Origin of the sequence: Pelagovum sp. HNIBRBA483 (assembly GCF_040931995.1) — a bacterium.
Lineage (GTDB): Bacteria > Pseudomonadota > Alphaproteobacteria > Rhodobacterales > Rhodobacteraceae > JAEPMR01.
This window is the reverse complement of the sequence record NZ_CP162412.1, coordinates 738,093-756,050: the sequence shown is the minus strand read 5'-3', so window position 1 is coordinate 756,050 and position 17,958 is coordinate 738,093. Positions and strand designations below refer to the sequence as shown.

The following is a 17,958-nucleotide window of genomic DNA, read 5'->3' as shown; positions in this document are numbered from 1 at the left end:
ATGGCAGTTCTCATCGACGAAAATACCAAAGTCATCTGTCAGGGCTTCACCGGCTCTCAGGGTACATTCCACTCCGAACAGGCCATCGCCTACGGCACCAAAATGGTCGGCGGCGTGACCCCCGGCAAAGGCGGCATGGAACACCTCGGCCTGCCCGTGTTCAACTCTGTGCACGAGGCCAAGCATGTCACCGGCGCGAACGCCTCGGTCATCTATGTGCCGCCGCCCTTCGCCGCCGACTCGATCCTCGAAGCGCTGGATGCCGAGATGGAGCTGATCGTCTGCATCACTGAGGGCATTCCGGTGCTCGACATGATGAAGGTCAAGCGCGCTCTGGAAACGTCCACGTCGCGGCTCATCGGCCCCAACTGCCCCGGCGTCATCACCCCCGACGCCTGCAAAATCGGCATCATGCCCGGCCATATCCACAAGCGTGGCTCCGTGGGTGTTGTGTCGCGTTCCGGCACGCTCACCTATGAGGCCGTGAAGCAGACCTCCGATATCGGCCTCGGCCAATCCACCGCTGTTGGCATCGGCGGCGACCCGATCAAAGGCACCGAACACATCGACGTGCTCGACATGTTCCTTGATGACGACGAAACACAGTCCATCATCATGATTGGTGAGATCGGCGGCTCCGCCGAGGAGGAAGCAGCCGAATTCCTCGCCGAGCAAAAGAAGAAAGGCCGCTGGAAGCCGGTTGCAGGCTTCATCGCAGGCCGCACCGCCCCTCCGGGCCGTCGCATGGGCCACGCGGGCGCGATCGTTGCCGGTGGCAAGGGCGGTGCCGAAGACAAGATCGAAGCCATGCGCTCCGCAGGTATCGTCGTCGCCGACAGCCCCGCCACCCTTGGCGAGGCTGTGCTCAAGGCAATCGGCTGATCCTATGGGGTTGCCGCGGCCACATCAGCCCGGACCACAGCGCGCGGCGGACCGCTTCGCCGCGCCACTGTTCTTGGCGCTGATCGCCGTACTTGGTTTTATCGCGTGGGCCGCTTCGGCCCACGCCGCTGTTTCGGGGGGCCGCCCCCACACGCCGCAGACCAGCGGCATAAGTCAACGCTAGGGAGCATGGGCACACGCCCACAGAGATCGCCATGACCGACCAATCCCCAAACGACGTCTTTCACGCCTCCTCCTTCCTGCAGGGGCACAACGCCGATTATATCGAGCAGCTTTACGCGCGGTATGCCGACAATCCGAACGCGGTAGACCAATCATGGCAGGATTTCTTCGCCTCCCTTGGCGACCCTTCCGCCGATGCCCGCGCCGAGGCAGCCGGCCCCTCATGGGCCCGCATGGATTGGCCCCCACAGGCAAATGACGATCTGACCGCCGCGCTCGATGGCCAGTGGCCCGCCGATGCCAATGCCGCCGGCGACAAGATCAAGGCGAAAGCCGCCGAGAAGGGCGTCTCCCTCAGCGAAGAGCAGGTTCGCGCAGCGGTGCTCGATTCCATCCGTGCGCTGATGCTGATCCGTGCCTACCGTATCCGTGGCCACCTGATCGCAGATCTTGACCCGCTCGGCATGCGCGACAACACCCCCCACCCGGAGCTGGACCCGAAATCCTACGGCTTCACCCCTGCCGATATGGATCGCCCGATCTTCATCGACAATGTTCTGGGCCTCGAAGTCGCCACGATGAACGAGATCGTATCGCTGGTGCGCCGCACCTATTGCGGCACCTTCGCGCTGCAATACATGCACATCTCCGACCCCGAGCAGGCCGCGTGGCTGAAAGAGCGGATCGAAGGCTTTGGCAAGGAAATCCAGTTCACCCGCGAAGGCCGCAAAGCCATCTTGAACAAGCTGGTCGAGGCTGAGGGCTTCGAGAAATTCCTCCATGTCAAATACATGGGCACCAAGCGCTTCGGCCTCGATGGTGGTGAAAGCCTGATCCCCGCGATGGAACAGATCATCAAGCGCGGCGGCGCATTGGGGCTTGAGGAAATCATCATTGGCATGCCACACCGGGGCCGCCTCTCGGTCCTCGCAAATGTGATGAACAAACCCTACAAGGCTATCTTCAACGAATTTCAGGGCGGCAGTTTCAAGCCCGAAGATGTCGACGGCTCAGGCGACGTGAAATACCACCTCGGCGCCTCGTCCGACCGTGAGTTCGACGGCAATGTCGTTCACCTCTCGCTCACGGCCAACCCCTCCCACCTCGAAGCAGTCAATCCCGTCGTTCTCGGCAAGGCCCGCGCCAAGCAGGACCAGAAGAACGACGCCGAGCGCCGCAAGGTGCTGTCCATCCTCCTGCACGGCGATGCCGCCTTCGCAGGTCAGGGCGTCGTGGCCGAAGGCTTCGGCCTGTCCGGCCTGAAGGGCCACAAGACCGGCGGCACCATCCATATCGTGGTGAACAACCAGATCGGCTTTACCACAGCGCCTCACTTCTCGCGCTCTTCGCCGTACCCGACCGATATCGCGCTGATGGTCGAAGCCCCGATCTTCCACGTCAACGGCGATGATCCGGAGGCCGTCGTCCACGCCGCGAAAGTCGCCACCGAGTTCCGCCAGAAATTCGGCAAGGACGTGGTGATCGACATCTTCTGTTACCGCCGCTTCGGTCACAACGAAGGCGACGAGCCGATGTTCACCAATCCGGTGATGTACAAGCGGATCAAGACCCACAAAACGACCCTGACCCTCTACACCGAACGGCTGGTCAAGGATGGCCTGATCCCCGAGGGCGAGATCGAGGATATGAAGGCCGCGTTCCAAGCGCACCTGAACGAAGAGTTCGAAGCCGGCAAATCCTACAAGCCCAACAAGGCCGACTGGCTGGATGGCCGCTGGTCACACATGGATCGTCAGGTTCAGGGCAAATACCAGCGCGGCAAAACCGCGATCAAGAAATCAACACTAAAGGACATCGGCACCGCGCTCACCACCTCGCCGGAAGGCTTCAACATGCACCGCACCGTTGAACGCCTGCTTGAAACCAAAAGGCAGATGTTCGACACAGGCCAAGGCTTCGACTGGGCAACCGGTGAAGCGCTGGCATTCGGCTCGCTGATGCTCGAAGGCTACCCTGTCCGTCTGGCGGGGCAGGATGCCACCCGCGGCACCTTCTCGCAGCGGCACTCGGCCTTCATCGATCAGGTGTCTGAGGAGCGTTATCACCCCCTCAACAATATCCGCGAAGGACAGGCGCAATACGAAGTCATCGACTCGATGCTCTCCGAATATGCCGTGTTGGGTTTTGAGTATGGCTACTCACTGGCCGAGCCGAACGCTCTGGTGATGTGGGAAGCCCAGTTTGGCGATTTCGCCAACGGCGCCCAGATCATGTTTGACCAGTTCATCTCCTCGGGCGAGTCAAAATGGCTGCGCATGTCCGGTCTGGTGATGCTCCTACCGCACGGCTTCGAAGGTCAGGGTCCAGAGCACTCCTCCGCCCGCCTCGAGCGCTTCCTGCAAATGTGTGGTGGCGACAACTGGATCGTGGCCAACTGCACGACACCTGCGAACTACTTCCACATCCTGCGCCGCCAGTTGCACCGCAACTACCGCAAGCCGCTGGTGTTGATGACGCCGAAATCGCTTCTGCGTCACAAGATGGCAATATCTGATGCCGAGGATTTCACCACCGGCTCGTCCTTCCACCGCGTGCTGTGGGACGATGCCGAAAAGGGCCACTCCGATACCCAGCTTCAGGCCGACAAGAAGATCAAGCGCGTCGTCATCTGCTCGGGCAAGGTCTACTACGACCTCCTCGAAGAGCGCGATGCACGCGGCATCGACGACATTTACCTGTTGCGGATCGAGCAGTTCTACCCCTTCCCGGCGCTCTCGCTGGTCAAGGAGCTCGAACGCTTCAAACAGGCCGAGGTTGTCTGGTGTCAGGAAGAACCCAAGAACCAAGGCGCTTGGACCTTCATCGAGCCGAATATCGAATGGGTTCTCACCCGCATCAACGCCAAGCACAAACGGCCCGCCTATGTCGGCCGTCCGGCCTCCGCCTCCCCTGCGACCGGCCTTGCCTCGCAGCACAAAGCCCAACAACAAGCGCTCGTGAATGACGCGCTGACGATCGAAGGAAAGTAAGTCATGAGCACCGAAGTCCGCGTCCCGACCCTCGGCGAAAGCGTCACCGAAGCAACGGTGGCCACATGGTTCAAAAAACCCGGCGATGCTGTTGCCGTCGATGAAATGCTCTGCGAGCTGGAAACCGACAAAGTCACGGTTGAAGTCCCCTCTCCCGCCGCCGGCACCCTCGCCGAAATCGTCGCCAAGGAAGGCGAAACTGTCGGCGTTGATGCGCTCCTCGCGCAAATCTCCGCAGGCGACGCTCCCGCAGCGAAACCCGCTGCGCCCGAGGCCCCCGCCGCAGCGCCCGAAGCGGCACCCGCGCCGGCCGCCGAAGCGCCTGCTGCAAGCGGCAAGGATGTCGAGGATGCCCCCTCCGCCAAGAAGCTGATGGCCGAGAATAACCTCTCCGCCGATCAGGTTCAGGCCAGCGGCAAGGACGGCCGCGTCATGAAGGCGGACGTTCTGAACGCGCTCAACGCCCCCAAGCCCGCCGCCGCGCCTGCATCGGCACCGGCTCCGTCAGCTCCGCGCCCCGCGGATGACGCCAGCCGCGAAGAACGGGTCAAGATGACCCGCCTGCGCCAGACCATCGCGCGCCGCCTCAAAGAGGCACAGAATACCGCCGCGATGCTCACCACCTATAACGAGGTGGACATGTCCGGCATCATGGAGCTGCGCAACGAATACAAAGACCTCTTCCTCAAAAAGCACGGCGTCAAACTCGGCTTCATGTCCTTCTTCGTGAAGGCCTGCTGCCACGCGCTGAAGGAAGTGCCCGATGTAAACGCCGAGATCGACGGCACCGACGTGGTGTATAAGAACTACGTTCATATGGGCGTCGCTGTTGGCACCCCCTCCGGCCTCGTTGTTCCGGTCGTGCGCGATGCAGATCAAAAGGGCTTCGCCGCCATCGAGAAAGAGATCGCAGAGCTTGGCGTCCGCGCCCGCGATGGCAAGCTTTCCATGGCCGACATGCAGGGCGGCAGCTTCACCATCTCCAACGGTGGCGTTTATGGCTCGCTGATGTCCTCGCCGATCCTCAACCCGCCGCAGTCGGGCATTCTCGGCATGCACAAGATTCAGGAGCGACCGATGGTCGTCGGCGGCGAGATCGTCATCCGCCCGATGATGTATCTGGCTCTCTCCTACGATCACCGCATCGTCGATGGCAAAGGCGCCGTGACCTTCCTCGTCCGCGTCAAGGAAGCGCTGGAAGACCCGCGCCGCCTGTTGATGGATCTCTAACAGCGTCCAAAGGACAGCCCAATGTCGGATCAGGAAACGCCAGACAGCCCCCTCGCGCAAGCCCGTCAACGGCTTGCGCGGCTCGAGGAGCTATCAGAGCGGCAGGCCCAAGCCATGCGCGGCAATCTGCGCTTCTGGGCAATCCGCTGGATCGTCGCCTTCGGTGTGATTGCCGCCGTCACGTTCTCCACCGGCCAGTATTTCTGGCTCTGGTGGGCCGGCGCGCTGGTCGCTGGCTCCACTCTTGCGGCCATGCTTGGCACCAAGCTCGCACTGCGTCGCAAAACCGAGAGCACACGCGCCGAGGTCACGCGGCTTGAAACGATGCTCCGCGCCGCCGAAGCCGAACGCGAGGCAGACTCATGAGCCTGCCAACCGAGCTTCAGGTGCTTGCCCTCGCAGGCCTCCTGCAAGGCGTTCAATATGTGCTGATGTCCGTGCCAGCCAATATCGAGCTGGGCATGGGCAAGACCGCATCCCCCCGCGATCCGCACCGTCTGGGTGGCCCCGTCGATGCGCTGCTCAGCGTCGGAACAGGCCGGCTCTACCGCGCCTTGAATAACCATTTCGAAGGGCTGATCCTGTTCACCCTCGCCACTGTACTGGTGGTGGTCGGTGACAAAACCAGCGCCCTCAGTGCTGCCTGCGCATGGGTCTATCTGGTGGCGCGGGTGCTCTATGTGCCGGCTTACTATTTCGGCCTCTCGCCATGGCGCAGCCTGATCTGGCTAACGGGTTGGACCGCCACGATGGTAATTATAGCCTCGGCCCTGATACTCTAGGAACGCCGAGATGTCCGATACGAACAAAAATGCCCGAGACACCGCCCCGATTTCATGGCAGGGGGCCGTGGGCACGCAACATCCAGGAGGACCATATGTCCAGCTATGACGTGATCATTATAGGCTCCGGCCCCGGCGGCTATGTCTGCGCAATCCGCTGCGCCCAACTCGGCCTGAAAACGGCCGTGGTCGAAGGCCGCGAAACGCTGGGCGGCACCTGCCTCAACGTCGGCTGTATTCCATCCAAAGCCCTGCTGCACGCCTCCCACCAGCTGCACGAAGCCGAACATAACTTCGCCAAGATGGGCCTGAAGGCCGCCGCGCCTAAGGTCGATTGGGAGCAAATGCTGACCTACAAGAACGAGGTCATCGACGGGAACACCAAAGGCATCGAATTCCTGTTCAAAAAGAACAAGGTCGACTGGCTCAAGGGCTGGGGCTCCATCCCCGAGGCCGGTAAGGTCAAGGTCGGCGATGAGGTGCATGACGCCAAGCACATCATCATTGCGTCCGGCTCCGAGCCATCCTCCCTCCCCGGTATCGAGATCGACGAGAAAACCGTTGTCACCTCCACCGGCGCGCTCGAATTGCCCAAGATCCCGAAATCGATGGTCGTCATCGGCGCAGGTGTGATCGGGCTGGAACTTGGCTCCGTCTACAAGCGGCTGGGCACTGATGTGACCGTGGTCGAATTTCTCGATGTCATTACCCCCGGCATGGACAGCGAAGTGCAGAAAGTGTTCCAGCGTCTGCTCAAGAAGCAAGGTCTGAACTTCGTCATGGGTGCCGCCGTTCAGGGCGTCAAATCCACCAAGACGAAAAACACCGTCACCTACAAACTCCGCAAGGATGACAGCGAGCACACCATTGATGCCGAAGTCGTCCTCGTCGCCACCGGCCGCCGCCCATTCACCACGGGGCTTGGCCTTGATGCGCTCGGCATCGAGATGACCGAACGCGGCCAGATCAAGACCGACAGCCACTATGCCACCTCCGTCAAAGGCATCTACGCCATCGGCGACGCCATCGAAGGCCCCATGCTCGCGCACAAGGCCGAAGACGAAGGCATGGCCATCGCCGAGCTACTCGCGGGTCAGGCAGGCCATGTGAACTACGATGTCATCCCCGGCGTGATCTACACCCACCCCGAGGTCGCCTCCGTTGGCAAGACCGAAGACCAGCTGAAGGACGAAGGCCGCGCCTACAAGGTCGGCAAGTTCAACTTCATGGGCAATGGCCGCGCCAAGGCGGTGCATGCCGGTGACGGTTTCGTCAAAATCCTCGCGGATAAGGAAACCGACCGCGTGCTCGGCGCTCACATCATCGGCCCCGCAGCCGGCGACCTGATCCACGAGATCTGCGTCGGCATGGAGTTCGGCGCCGCCGCCGAAGACATCGCCCGCACCTGCCACGCCCACCCGACCTTCTCCGAAGCGGTGCGCGAAGCAGCGCTGGCCTGCGGCGACGGCCCGATCCACTCCTAATCGCGCTTGCAGACTGTATTGCTCGGGCCGCCGTATGGCGGCCCGTTTGCTTTTCGGAGGTAGTAAACCCCGAATACTCGCGATAAGCCCGCAAATCTGCTAAAATGGCTGTATGCCGCGCGAATTCCCCCCAAGACTGAAGCACAAGTTCTACCTGACCGAAGGCGGCAGCGAGACGGAACTCCTCTACAAATGGGGCTTGGAGTTACCCGAATTCTCAATGTTACCGCTGCTCGATGATCCGCATGCATCTGAGATCGTCCGCGCGATGTATTGTCGTTATTTCGATGCCGCCGAAAAACATGGCACCGGAATGCTGATCCTAGGCCACGATTACCGCGCCAGCCCCGATTGGGGCGCAAAACTGGGCTATTCCGCTGAAAAACTGGCAGAAATGGAGCGCCGCACCATTGCCTTCCTTGATGACATGCGGCGCACCTATGCCGGTCGGGTGTCCGATGTCTACATCGCGGGTTGTATCGGCCCGCGCGGGGATGCCTACGGCACGGGTGCGAACATCACCGAGCAATCGGCGCTTGAATACCATTCAATCCAGCTCTCCAATCTCAAGGAAACCCCCGCAGACATGGCAATCGCTGTCACCTTCAACAACATCGCTGAGTCCGTGGGCGTTATCCGCGCCGCCGAAAGCTGCGACATTCCGATTGGCGTCAGCCTGACGCTCACATCCGAGGGCCGCTTGCGCTCCGGTCCCAGCTTGCGCGAGGCCATTGAGGTGATCGACGAACCCACCAATGGCGCTGCGGCATGGTTCGGCACCAATTGCGCCCATCCACTCGAATTTGCGGACGCCCTCGCCGATCAGGGCGCATGGCGCAACCGCCTCCGCTACATCCGCCCGAATGCCGTCCGCATCGAAAAGGTCACTCTGTGCAAGCTCGGCCATCTGGCAGACGGCGATCCGGTCGAGCTTGGTCACCAAATGGGCGAGGTGGCCCGCCAGCTTCCCAATGTCGATATCATGGGCGGCTGCTGCGGCACCGACGAACGCCACCTTGGCGAAATCGCGGCCAACGTAAATCGGCTCCGCAATTTCGGCGCCAACTAGCCCTCAGGTTTTCAGCATCCGCAAGCCCTGCGTTACATCCGTCCGCACCGCCAACCGCAGCCCCGGTTCGTCACCCGCCTTCAGCGCCGCGATAATCAGCTTGTGGTGATAAGGCGGCTCAGTACGCTTCAGCCGCCCGTAGAGCGCCCGCATCGTCGGCCCCAGTTGCAGCCAGACGGTTTCCGTCATCGCAAGGATCGCCGGCGCCTGAGCCCGCAGGTAAAGCGTGCGATGAAATTCGAGGTTCATCCGGATGTAACCCGACGCATCCTGCCGCGCGACCATCTGGCTGACACCGTTATTGATCGTCTCCAACCGCTCGATCAGCGCGAAATGCGCCCGCGGCAGCGCCCGCATCGCCAGCTCCGGCTCCAGTAGCGCGCGCACGGTCGCCAGCTCTTCGATCCGCTCATTGGTCAGTTCTGGCGTCGATACCCGCCCCGATGAGGATAGGAACAACGCCCCCTCTGCCACCAGGCGCCGCACCGCCTCGCGCGCAGGGGTCATCGACACATCGAATTGCTTCCCCAAGCCGCGCAGGGTCAGGCTCTGCCCCGGCTCCAGCTCTCCATGCATGATCCGCGTGCGCAGCGCCCGATACACCCGCTCATGCGCCACGCCCGTCTGATCGCTCTGTTTGGTCTGAACTAGCATGCCCTATCTCTGCGGGGGAATGCGCCTCGGGTCAATCGTCAAACCGAATGCGCAACAGCGCATCCCCTTCCCTCCGCAACCATGCGCGATGGGTCGCATAATCCGGCATCACGCTTTCCACCCGCCGCCAGAAGGCCGCGCCGTGGTGCATTTCCAGCAAGTGGCACACCTCATGCGCCGCCACATAATCCAGCACCTCTGGCGGGGCCATGACCAACCGCCAGCTATACATCAGCCGTCCATCGGAGGAGCACGAGCCCCAGCGGCTGCGGGTGTCGCGCAGGCTAAGCACACTGTAGCGGACACCCAGTTCCGCCGCGTAACGGTCACTTGCCGCCGCCAATGCATCACGCGCCCGCGCCTTCAAGAACCCCTGCACCGCCTTTGCCGGTGCGCGTACCCCCGCGCCGATCTCGATCCGCCCCGCGTGATGGCGAACGCCCCGTCCGCTCCACTGACCGATCTCGTGTCGCACCCCGCCAAACGGCAGCGCACCGCCAATCCCGACCCGCTCCACCGGCCCGATCTGCGCCACCTGCGCCCGCACCCAATCGGCCCTTTCCTCGGTAAAAGCGATTCCCTGCGCGGCAAGAACGCCACGCGGCAATGTCAGCGTCACCGCCCCATCCAGCCGCGAAACCCGCAGCGAAAGCCGCCGCGCCCGCGCCGAATGGCGCAGATTCACCTCCAATGGGGGGTTGCCATGCAAAACATATCGGCCCATATGCGCCTTCTACCGAAAACCGGCGTCAAAGCCTTTGACACCTCCTTCGGCTTATGGCAGTTGGCGGCGATCCACTGCAAGTGCATGACATAAAGTGAAGGGATAACCATGCCCAAAGAAGAATGGGGTACAAAGCGCGTCTGCCCGACCACGGGAAAGCGCTTCTACGACCTGAACGCCAATCCGATCGTTTCTCCCTATACGGGCGAAGTGGTCACCATCGAAAACGGCAAGTCCCGCACCATGATCGCGGATGCCGCGGATGCGCAGACAACCAAAGCGAAGCCGGAAACGGCGGACGAGGACGATCTGATCCTTGAAGATGATGACGATGCGGATGTTGATCTGGGCGATGATGTGCTCGACGACGACGATGACGACACCGTCTCATTCGACGAGATCGGCGACGTTGCGAGCAACGACGACGACACCTGATTTTTTCGCTTTGGGGCGGGATTTTCCACTTGATCTCGCCCAGAGCGCCGCTTAGAGAGCGGCACGCAGACGGTGTTCTGCACCCGGATGGGGCCTTAGCTCAGTTGGGAGAGCGCTTGCATGGCATGCAAGAGGTCAGGGGTTCGACTCCCCTAGGCTCCACCAAAACCTCTCAAAAAACTTCCTTGTGATCCGACCAGATGCAGCCGCGCTTTGCGCACTGTAGTGCTCTGAAATAGCACGTTTATATGCGCGCCCACCACCCAGAGATGCAGCGCAAAAACCGGCTCTACCGGCAGTATTTTCAAGCGAAAAGACTGTGCATTTTCGCGCATTTCTCCCGCAGTTTCGGCCCTTTTCGGCACAGTCGCGCAGCGCCATCTATCGGTCATTAACGTACTCTCAGCGAGAAAATCAAAAAATGACCAAGCATATCCTCCGCCTTGACGCTTCCGTTCGCCGTAGCAACTCCGTCAGCCGCGACCTGACAGACCAGATCGTCGGCCGTTTCCCGGATGCAGAGATCACCGTGCGTGACCTTGCCGGTGGCCTGCCGCTGATCGATGAGGCATGGGTTGGCGCGAACTTCACCGCCCCCGACGAACGCAGCGATGCCCAAAAAGAGGCGCTCAGCCTCTCCGACGCATTGATCGCGGAACTGAAGGCCGCTGATACTCTGGTAATCGGCTTGCCGATCTACAACTTCGGCGTTCCCGCAAACCTGAAAGCATGGATCGACCTCGTCGCCCGTGCCGGTGTCACCTTTCGCTACACCGAAAACGGCCCCGAAGGTCTGCTAAGCGGCAAGCGTGCCATCATCGCCTTCGCTTCTGGCGGCACAGAAACCGGCTCCTCGATCGACTTCGCCAGCGGCTACTTGCGCCACATCCTGTCGTTCATCGGGATTACCGATGTCGAGTTCGTCTCGGCAGATCGCATGGCGGTTGATGCAGAAACGGCAATGAAGAAAGCCAAAGAGCAGATCGCGGCCCTTCAGGTCGCCGCCTAAAGCCCAATCACCGGCGCGGGCCATCACCGGCCCGCGTCACCCCGCGCCCCTGCTATTGGATTGCCAGTTCAGCGTGCAGCGGTTTCCGGCTCCGCCTGCATCCCCACCTCGATGAACTCGTCGAGGAAGACCCCCATCAGCTCTACGCGCGACGAAACACCAGCCTTTTGAAACAGGTTATGCGAATGCACCTTCACGGTCCCCGCGGAGCACTTGCGGTATTGCGCGATCTCCGCCGTACTCGCCCCCCGCAAGAGCAAAAGCGCAACATCGGCCTCAGCCCCCGTCAGGCCCCATTCCTCGAACCGGAATCGCACATGTTCGTCAAAATCTTCGCGCAAACTGCGCAGCACTTGCGCCTGACGTTCGTGCCGCACACGCAGTTGCCGCAGATAGGTGAACAGCAGCGTCATACCGCTCGCCAAGAGCACGACCGACAGAATCTCGAACACCAAGTGCAAGAGATCGCCCACGCCATACCCCTCCCGCTCCGAGAGATGGTTGCTGATATCCAGCACCACATCCTGAAGGAAAAACAACGCCGCAAGGCCCATGCCCCACATCACGACCGTCGCGACGGTGGCGTTGATACCTGTATGATCTTTCCGTGCCATAATCTCGCGATACTGCCTCTGAAACAGGTCATTTGCCAGCCTAAACCGTGGTTATAGGCGCGACAAATAAGGCCTTCTTAACCCCTGATATATTTCAAATTCCGTGGTTTTCATCATGTGTCTGTCATCAAGCGCACCCAGCGCCGAGACAAATTGGAGACGACAATGAAATTCACTTTTGCCGCAGCCGCAGCCCTCGCAATCGCTGCCACAACCGCCTCTGCGCAAGATCTCGTGCAAGAGCGGATCAACAGCCTCTTTGGTGACGGCTTCACCCATTTCAGCGTAAGCCGTGGCAGCAGCCGGACAGAGATCGAAGGCTATTCCAGCGATGGCCGCGAAGTCACGGTTATCATCGACAGCGTTACCGGCGCGGTTCTTTCCGAAACGGTTGAACGCAGTGACGATGGCCGCGCCAGTGACCGCATCCGCAGCATCGAGCGCACCCATTCCGAAGACAACGACGATGATCGCGCCAGCACTGGGCTCCGTGGCTTCGAGGATGACAACGACGACGAAGGCGATGATTACCGCTACGAACGCCGCTCCCGCCGCAGCGACCGTGACCGTGATGACCGCGACGACGACCGTTACGAAAACCGCCGCTCATTGAGCAGTAACAGCGATGACAGCTACGACCGTGACGATCGGGATGATGATCGGTACGAGAGTGACGATCGGGATGACGATCTCTACGAGCGCGATCATGACGAGCGCGATGACCGCGACGATCGGGATGACGATCGATACGAGCGCGATCATGATGATCACGACGAGCGTGACGACCATGACGACGACTAAGGCCTAGCCACCCTCTACCACGCGCGCCGCCAATACAGTTGGCGGTGCGCCCTTAACCCAGCGCGTAGCCCGCGCCGCGCACCGTGCGCAGAGGGTCGCTTCCCCCGTGTGCCATCAGCGCCTTGCGCAAGCGCCCGACATGGACGTCCACAGTGCGCGTATCAACATAGATGTCGCGCCCCCAGACACGGTCCAGCAGCTGCTCGCGCGACCACACGCGGCCGGGCTTTTCCATGAAGGTGCTCAACAATCTGAATTCGGTCGGCCCGAGCTTCAGTTGGCTACCCGCCCGCGACACCCTGTAGGTTTCCGCATCGAGCGTGATATCTTCATAGGTCAGAACCTGCCCAACGCTCGCGGGCCGCGCGCGGCGCAACTGGCTCTTCACCCGCGCCAGAAACTCCGAAACTGAATAGGGTTTCACAACGTAATCGTCGGCACCCACATCCAGCCCCCGCACGCGGTCAGCCTCTTCCGCACGCGCCGAAAGCATGATCACGGGCAGTTCCCGCGTTTCCGTGCGCGCTTTGACCTGTCGGCACACTTCCAAGCCGGACCCGTTTGGCAACATCCAGTCGAGAACAAGCAAATCCGGCAGTTCTTCGGCGATCAGCTCAAGTGCTTCGTCACCACTGGCGGCAGCCGACGTCCGGTAGCCTTCCGACTCCAGATTATAAATGAGGATTTCCCGCTGCGATGGCTCATCCTCGACAACCAGAACAAGTGGCTGCAAATGTGACACGGGCGCTACTCCACCTTCCCGACATAGGCAGTATCGTCGGCCTTTGGCCGCACATCATCGGGCATTTCACCCGTAACCTGATAGATCACTTGTTCCGCCATGTTGGTCACCAGATCACCCATCCGTTCGGTGTTCTTCGCGACAAAATGCAGATGCATGCACATGGTGATCTTGCGCGGATCCTCCATCATGAAGGTCAGCAATTCGCGGAACAGCGCATTGTACATCTGGTCCACGTCCATATCGCGCTGCCGCACGGCTTCCGCGAGCACTGCATCCCTGCGCACAAAGGCGTTGAGCGTGTCGTTCAGCATCTCCTGCACTTCTCGCGACATCCGCCGAAGCGCGCCGTTCGGCTCGTCAAGACGGCCGCTTTCAGCCAGCACAACTGTCCGCTTGGCGATGTTCTTGGCGTAGTCACCAAGCCGCTCAAGGCTACCCGCAAGGCGCAACACCGTCAGGATGGTCCGCAAATCCGAAGACACCGGCGCCCGCAACGCAATCACCCGCTGGCAGGCTTCATTTATGGCCATTTCCAGCCCATCGACCGCCTTGTCGCCGGCACGCACTTTTTCGGCCAGCTCGACATCTCTGTTTTGCAGCGCCTCGGAACCTTTCAGGATCCCTTCCTCGACCAACCCGCCCATCTTGGTGACGAGCGCCTGAATCTCCTCCAGATCGCGGTCATAGGCCGACGCAATATGCTGTTCGTTCATCTGTTCTGCTCCTTACCCGATCCGGCCAGAGATATAGCTCTCCGTGCGCGGGTCTTCCGGGTTGGTGAAAATCTTGTCCGTATCGTCAAACTCCACCAGGTTGCCCAAATGGAAGAACGCCGTCTTCTGGCTCACCCGCGCTGCCTGCTGCATGGAGTGGGTGACGATGACCACCGAATACCGCGCGCGGAGTTCGTCGATCAGCTCTTCGACCTGCGCCGTGGCAATCGGGTCAAGCGCCGAACACGGCTCATCCATCAACAAGACCTCAGGCTCGGTCGCCACAGCCCGCGCAATGCACAGGCGCTGCTGCTGCCCGCCTGACAAGCCCGTCCCGGGGGCCTGCAAACGGTCCTTGACCTCACCCCACAGTGCGGCGCGGCGAAGTGCCTTTTCCACAATCTCGTCCAGATCCGCTTTCGAGCGCGACAGCCCGTGAATGCGCGGCCCATAGGCCACATTATCATAGATCGACTTGGGGAACGGGTTCGGCTTCTGGAACACCATGCCCACCTTGGCCCGCAACTGCACCGGATCGACCCGCGCGTCATAGATGTCCTCGCCATCAAGGTGGATATCCCCCTCGACGCGGCAAATATCGATCGTGTCATTCATCCGGTTGATGCAACGCAAGAAGGTGGATTTCCCGCAGCCCGAAGGCCCGATGAATGCCGTGACAGTCTTGTCGGCAATGTCCACGTTCACATCCTTGATCGCGTGCGTCTCGCCGTAGAACACCTGCACATTACGGGCGGCAATCTTGGTCTCGGTCATGGCTGTTTTTCTTTCTGCAATTCTCTGGTCAAACATGGCATCACGCTCCTTACCACCGCCGCTCGAACCGGCGACGCAGGATGATGGCGGCAAGGTTGACCACCAAGAGGAAGGCCAGAAGGATCAAAATACCCCCCCATGCCCGTTCATAATAAGCCGGATCCGCCCGCTTTGCCCATTCATAGATCTGCGCAGGCATGGCCGAGTTCGGGTCCATGAAACCGCTTACGATCCCATCCGGCGGGTTGGTGGCGATGTAGCCCACCATCCCGATCAGCAACAGCGGCGCGGTTTCGCCCAGTGCTTGCGCCACGCCAATGATCGCGCCGGTGAGGATACCCGGCATCGCCAAAGGCAGCACATGATGGAAAACCGTTTGCATCTTCGAGGCACCGATCCCAAGCGCCGCATCACGGATCGACGGCGGCACCGATTTGAGCGATGCACGGGTCGAAATGATCACCGTCGGCAGGGTCATCAACGTCAGCACCAAGCCGCCCACCAAGGGCGCGGATTGCGGCAGATGCGCAAATTGGATGAACACCGCCAGACCCAGAATACCGAACACAATCGACGGCACCGCCGCGAGGTTCGCAATATTCACCTCGATCAGGTCAACAAGCCGGTTCTTTGGCGCGAACTCTTCAAGGTAAATCGACGCGGCCACCCCCAGCGGCAGCGACAATCCGATCACCACCAGCATCATGAAAAACGAGCCCAGCATCGACACGCCGATCCCCGCCTGCTCAGGCCGGCTCTCGGATGCATCGGCTCCAAGAATGAAATCCCAGTTGAATTTCCGCTCGACAAGCCCTGCGTCGATCATCTGATCAACAAGGTCCAGATGCGCGGCATCGAGGTTCTTGTCCCGCTCCAGATCGGCCCGAACGACGCGACCTTTCATATACCCGTCTACACGGCTTGAGGTCAGGAAATTGAAACTGACAGTCTCACCAATCGCATTTTCGTTCGCTAATACAAATTCCCGCAGATTGGATCCCGCAGATTCTGACAAGATCTTCAAAAGCGCTGCCTGATCCATATCGGTCGGGATCGCCGCCTTTTCGAGCGCCGCCTCCATCGCAGCACCAACGATGGCCTTGTATTTCGAGGTCTTGACGAAAGAGGCCTCCGCCTCATCGATCACCGTCTGTTCTAGCGCGATATCGACTGTCAGGAAGGTCTGGGTAAATGCCCGCGTACCGTTGCTTACGATCGTCGTCAGCAGCGCCAGCAGGAAGAATAATCCCACCGCAATCGCAGCGACACCATAGCCCTTGAATCGGCGTTCCGCACGGTTCCGCGCCTTGGTCTGGGCGTCCTCGGTGAACAGGGATTTGCGCGTCTCGCTCATTCGTATTGCTCCCGGTATTTGCGCACGATGTAGAGCGCCAGCACATTCAGCCCCAGTGTCAGGACAAACAGCGTGATCCCCAGCGCAAAGGCCACCAGCGCCTCCGGCGAGGAAAAGTCGCTGTCGCCGGTCAACTGGCTCACGATCTTCGCGGTCACGGTGGTCATCGCCTCGAACGGGTTGACCGACATCCGCGCCGCAGCACCCGCGCCCAGCACCACGATCATCGTCTCGCCTATCGCGCGGCTCGCCGCGAGAAGGATCGCACCCACGATCCCCGGCAGCGCGGCAGGCAGCACCACCTGCCGGATCGTTTCAGATTTCGTCGCGCCAAGCCCCAGCGACCCGTCGCGCAGCGCCTGCGGCACCGCATTGATGATGTCATCCGACAGAGAGCTGACAAACGGGATCAGCATGATCCCCATGACCAGACCGGCCGTCATCACCGCCGTGCCGCCCTTCATCCAGCCCACACCGAGGAAGCCACCTTCACCGAAGATATCAACCAAAAGCGGCCCGACCGTGAGCAGCGCGAAAAGACCGTAAACAATGGTCGGGATACCAGCCAGCAATTCCAGCATTGGCTTGGCAACCGTCCGCACCGGCTTGGCTGCATATTCCGAAAGGTAGATCGCCGCAAACAACCCCGTCGGCACCGCCACGACCAGCGCGATGAAGGAGATGTAGAGCGTCCCCCAAATCAGCGGGATGATCCCCAACTGTGATGCGCCGCCCCGCCCCGAAAAGCTCGGCTGCCATGTTGTCCCAAAGAAAAAATCCGTCGCCGGAAACAGGCGGAAAAACTCAACCGTGTTGAAAATCAACGACAAAACAATCCCGAGCGTCGTCAAGATCGCGATACTCGCCGCCCCGATCAGAAGCGCAAGAACACCGCTTTCCACGATATTGCGCGCGCGCAGGTTCAAATCCGTTTTCGAATAGGCCCAGCCCGTCCCGATGAGCGAGAGGATCAGAACAACCAGCCATTTCGCCGTCGTTGCGCTGCCCGCAAGCCCCCGATAACTCTGCGCCGCTTCCAGCACCTCGGGCCGCACATCCGCGCCCAGCGCAACGCCCACATCGCCCAACAGCGCCCGCACATCCGTGCTGCCGGCATCGAGGTTGGAAAGCGCGTCAACAGCCAGCGTACCAGCGGCCTGCACCGCATCAAGCCCGTGCGCCACACGCGCCACGTCTGCCATAACGAGGGAGACAGCGCCCGCCTCGGCAATCAGCGCGTCCGGCAACTGCCCAGACACGACAACTTGCAGGATCAGCGGTTGCACGACGCTCCACACTGCCAGCACCAGCAATGCGGGGACCAGCCCCCAAAGCGCCGTGTTGTATCCGTAATAGGCAGGCAGCGAATGCAACGCGCGCACATCACCCGAAGCCGAAACCACGGCACGCCTGCGCCCAAAAACAAAACCCGCCACGGCAATGGCGAGTGTCAGCGCAAAGATTGTCAGGTCGGACATTGTCACTCCGATGTAAATGACGGGGGGCGGTTCCGCC

Annotated in this window: 19 protein-coding genes and 1 tRNA gene; 11 read left to right on the top strand and 9 right to left on the bottom strand. The window is 60.9% G+C overall.

What is annotated here, in order from left to right; genetic code table 11:
* From sucD to AB1E42_RS03820, 7 genes are all read left to right on the top strand, one after another.
* Nucleotides 1–882, top strand: a complete 882-nt coding sequence (sucD, locus tag AB1E42_RS03850; RefSeq protein ID WP_368345682.1) for a succinate--CoA ligase subunit alpha — start codon at nucleotides 1–3, stop codon at nucleotides 880–882.
* Between the two features lie 215 nt (nucleotides 883–1,097).
* Nucleotides 1,098–4,055 carry a 2-oxoglutarate dehydrogenase E1 component gene (locus tag AB1E42_RS03845; RefSeq protein ID WP_368345681.1) on the top strand — a complete coding sequence of 986 codons (2,958 nt, stop codon included), beginning with the start codon at nucleotides 1,098–1,100 and terminating at the stop codon, nucleotides 4,053–4,055.
* 3 nt (nucleotides 4,056–4,058) lie between these two features.
* Nucleotides 4,059–5,285 carry a 2-oxoglutarate dehydrogenase complex dihydrolipoyllysine-residue succinyltransferase gene (gene odhB, locus AB1E42_RS03840; RefSeq protein ID WP_368345680.1) on the top strand — a complete coding sequence of 409 codons (1,227 nt, stop codon included), beginning with the start codon at nucleotides 4,059–4,061 and terminating at the stop codon, nucleotides 5,283–5,285.
* 21 nt (nucleotides 5,286–5,306) lie between these two features.
* Nucleotides 5,307–5,651: a hypothetical protein gene (locus tag AB1E42_RS03835; RefSeq protein ID WP_368345679.1), complete on the top strand. Its 345-nt coding sequence runs from the start codon at nucleotides 5,307–5,309 to the stop codon at nucleotides 5,649–5,651.
* 2 nt (nucleotides 5,652–5,653) lie between these two features.
* The gene (locus AB1E42_RS03830) at nucleotides 5,654–6,067 is read left to right on the top strand and encodes an MAPEG family protein (RefSeq protein ID WP_368346360.1); all 414 of its coding nucleotides are present in this window, start codon (nucleotides 5,654–5,656) and stop codon (nucleotides 6,065–6,067) included.
* A 95-nt stretch (nucleotides 6,068–6,162) separates the two neighbouring features.
* Nucleotides 6,163–7,551 (top strand): dihydrolipoyl dehydrogenase, encoded by a 1,389-nt coding sequence (lpdA, locus tag AB1E42_RS03825; protein WP_368345678.1) that lies wholly within the window; start codon nucleotides 6,163–6,165, stop codon nucleotides 7,549–7,551.
* A 112-nt stretch (nucleotides 7,552–7,663) separates the two neighbouring features.
* Nucleotides 7,664–8,620 (top strand): homocysteine S-methyltransferase family protein, encoded by a 957-nt coding sequence (locus AB1E42_RS03820; protein ID WP_368345677.1) that lies wholly within the window; start codon nucleotides 7,664–7,666, stop codon nucleotides 8,618–8,620.
* 3 nt (nucleotides 8,621–8,623) lie between these two features.
* On the opposite strand, the gene AB1E42_RS03815 is transcribed toward AB1E42_RS03820, so the two are convergent.
* Nucleotides 8,624–9,274, bottom strand: a complete 651-nt coding sequence (locus AB1E42_RS03815) for a GntR family transcriptional regulator (protein ID WP_368345676.1) — start codon at nucleotides 9,272–9,274, stop codon at nucleotides 8,624–8,626.
* Between the two features lie 31 nt (nucleotides 9,275–9,305).
* The gene (locus tag AB1E42_RS03810) at nucleotides 9,306–9,998 is read right to left on the bottom strand and encodes a M48 family metallopeptidase (RefSeq protein WP_368345675.1); all 693 of its coding nucleotides are present in this window, start codon (nucleotides 9,996–9,998) and stop codon (nucleotides 9,306–9,308) included.
* Nucleotides 9,999–10,106: 108 nt separating this feature from the next.
* Between AB1E42_RS03810 and AB1E42_RS03805 the strand changes: the two genes are divergently transcribed.
* Both AB1E42_RS03805 and AB1E42_RS03800 read left to right on the top strand, forming a co-directional pair.
* Nucleotides 10,107–10,433 (top strand): TIGR02300 family protein, encoded by a 327-nt coding sequence (locus AB1E42_RS03805; protein WP_368345674.1) that lies wholly within the window; start codon nucleotides 10,107–10,109, stop codon nucleotides 10,431–10,433.
* An 89-nt stretch (nucleotides 10,434–10,522) separates the two neighbouring features.
* Nucleotides 10,523–10,598, top strand: a tRNA-Ala gene (locus AB1E42_RS03800).
* Here the strand turns inward: AB1E42_RS03800 and AB1E42_RS03795 are convergent.
* Nucleotides 10,586–10,825 (bottom strand): hypothetical protein, encoded by a 240-nt coding sequence (locus AB1E42_RS03795; protein WP_368345673.1) that lies wholly within the window; start codon nucleotides 10,823–10,825, stop codon nucleotides 10,586–10,588. The two genes, AB1E42_RS03800 and AB1E42_RS03795, sit on opposite strands and share 13 nt — an antisense overlap.
* 29 nt (nucleotides 10,826–10,854) lie before the next feature.
* On the opposite strand from AB1E42_RS03795, the gene AB1E42_RS03790 reads away from it, so the two are divergent.
* Nucleotides 10,855–11,442, top strand: coding sequence for an FMN-dependent NADH-azoreductase (locus tag AB1E42_RS03790; RefSeq protein ID WP_368345672.1), 588 nt, complete (start codon nucleotides 10,855–10,857; stop codon nucleotides 11,440–11,442).
* A 68-nt stretch (nucleotides 11,443–11,510) separates the two neighbouring features.
* Here AB1E42_RS03790 and AB1E42_RS03785 read toward each other — a convergent pair whose 3' ends face one another.
* A complete protein-coding gene (locus AB1E42_RS03785; RefSeq protein ID WP_368345671.1) occupies nucleotides 11,511–12,056 on the bottom strand; it encodes a LuxR C-terminal-related transcriptional regulator in 546 nt (181 codons plus the stop codon).
* 165 nt (nucleotides 12,057–12,221) lie between these two features.
* On the opposite strand from AB1E42_RS03785, the gene AB1E42_RS03780 reads away from it, so the two are divergent.
* Complete coding sequence (locus AB1E42_RS03780; protein WP_368345670.1) at nucleotides 12,222–12,857, top strand: hypothetical protein; 636 nt, start codon at nucleotides 12,222–12,224, stop codon at nucleotides 12,855–12,857.
* Nucleotides 12,858–12,909: 52 nt separating this feature from the next.
* On the opposite strand, the gene phoB is transcribed toward AB1E42_RS03780, so the two are convergent.
* The 5 genes from phoB to pstC are packed head-to-tail and all read right to left on the bottom strand — an operon-like array spanning nucleotide 12,910 to nucleotide 17,921.
* Nucleotides 12,910–13,599 carry a phosphate regulon transcriptional regulator PhoB gene (phoB, locus tag AB1E42_RS03775; RefSeq protein ID WP_368345669.1) on the bottom strand — a complete coding sequence of 230 codons (690 nt, stop codon included), beginning with the start codon at nucleotides 13,597–13,599 and terminating at the stop codon, nucleotides 12,910–12,912.
* A 5-nt stretch (nucleotides 13,600–13,604) separates the two neighbouring features.
* Nucleotides 13,605–14,315: a phosphate signaling complex protein PhoU gene (gene phoU, locus AB1E42_RS03770; protein WP_368345668.1), complete on the bottom strand. Its 711-nt coding sequence runs from the start codon at nucleotides 14,313–14,315 to the stop codon at nucleotides 13,605–13,607.
* 12 nt (nucleotides 14,316–14,327) lie between these two features.
* Complete coding sequence (pstB, locus tag AB1E42_RS03765; RefSeq protein WP_368345667.1) at nucleotides 14,328–15,125, bottom strand: phosphate ABC transporter ATP-binding protein PstB; 798 nt, start codon at nucleotides 15,123–15,125, stop codon at nucleotides 14,328–14,330.
* 13 nt (nucleotides 15,126–15,138) lie between these two features.
* A complete protein-coding gene (gene pstA, locus AB1E42_RS03760) occupies nucleotides 15,139–16,443 on the bottom strand; it encodes a phosphate ABC transporter permease PstA (RefSeq protein WP_368345666.1) in 1,305 nt (434 codons plus the stop codon).
* Nucleotides 16,440–17,921, bottom strand: a complete 1,482-nt coding sequence (gene pstC, locus AB1E42_RS03755) for a phosphate ABC transporter permease subunit PstC (protein WP_368345665.1) — start codon at nucleotides 17,919–17,921, stop codon at nucleotides 16,440–16,442. Before pstC ends, pstA begins: the two co-directional genes overlap by 4 nt.
* Nucleotides 17,922–17,958: the final 37 nt, after the last annotated feature.

Coding starts and splice junctions, on each gene's coding strand:
- lpdA (WP_368345678.1), top strand. CDS start 6,163: ATGTCCAGCTATGACGTGATCATTATAGGCTCCGGCCCCGGCGGCTAT.
- AB1E42_RS03815 (WP_368345676.1), bottom strand. CDS start 9,274: ATGCTAGTTCAGACCAAACAGAGCGATCAGACGGGCGTGGCGCATGAG.
- pstC (WP_368345665.1), bottom strand. CDS start 17,921: ATGTCCGACCTGACAATCTTTGCGCTGACACTCGCCATTGCCGTGGCG.
- AB1E42_RS03845 (WP_368345681.1), top strand. CDS start 1,098: ATGACCGACCAATCCCCAAACGACGTCTTTCACGCCTCCTCCTTCCTG.
- AB1E42_RS03805 (WP_368345674.1), top strand. CDS start 10,107: ATGCCCAAAGAAGAATGGGGTACAAAGCGCGTCTGCCCGACCACGGGA.
- AB1E42_RS03780 (WP_368345670.1), top strand. CDS start 12,222: ATGAAATTCACTTTTGCCGCAGCCGCAGCCCTCGCAATCGCTGCCACA.
- AB1E42_RS03810 (WP_368345675.1), bottom strand. CDS start 9,998: ATGGGCCGATATGTTTTGCATGGCAACCCCCCATTGGAGGTGAATCTG.
- AB1E42_RS03790 (WP_368345672.1), top strand. CDS start 10,855: ATGACCAAGCATATCCTCCGCCTTGACGCTTCCGTTCGCCGTAGCAAC.
- pstB (WP_368345667.1), bottom strand. CDS start 15,125: ATGTTTGACCAGAGAATTGCAGAAAGAAAAACAGCCATGACCGAGACC.
- AB1E42_RS03795 (WP_368345673.1), bottom strand. CDS start 10,825: ATGACCGATAGATGGCGCTGCGCGACTGTGCCGAAAAGGGCCGAAACT.
- AB1E42_RS03820 (WP_368345677.1), top strand. CDS start 7,664: ATGCCGCGCGAATTCCCCCCAAGACTGAAGCACAAGTTCTACCTGACC.
- phoU (WP_368345668.1), bottom strand. CDS start 14,315: ATGAACGAACAGCATATTGCGTCGGCCTATGACCGCGATCTGGAGGAG.
- sucD (WP_368345682.1), top strand. CDS start 1: ATGGCAGTTCTCATCGACGAAAATACCAAAGTCATCTGTCAGGGCTTC.
- odhB (WP_368345680.1), top strand. CDS start 4,059: ATGAGCACCGAAGTCCGCGTCCCGACCCTCGGCGAAAGCGTCACCGAA.
- AB1E42_RS03785 (WP_368345671.1), bottom strand. CDS start 12,056: ATGGCACGGAAAGATCATACAGGTATCAACGCCACCGTCGCGACGGTC.
- pstA (WP_368345666.1), bottom strand. CDS start 16,443: ATGAGCGAGACGCGCAAATCCCTGTTCACCGAGGACGCCCAGACCAAG.
- AB1E42_RS03835 (WP_368345679.1), top strand. CDS start 5,307: ATGTCGGATCAGGAAACGCCAGACAGCCCCCTCGCGCAAGCCCGTCAA.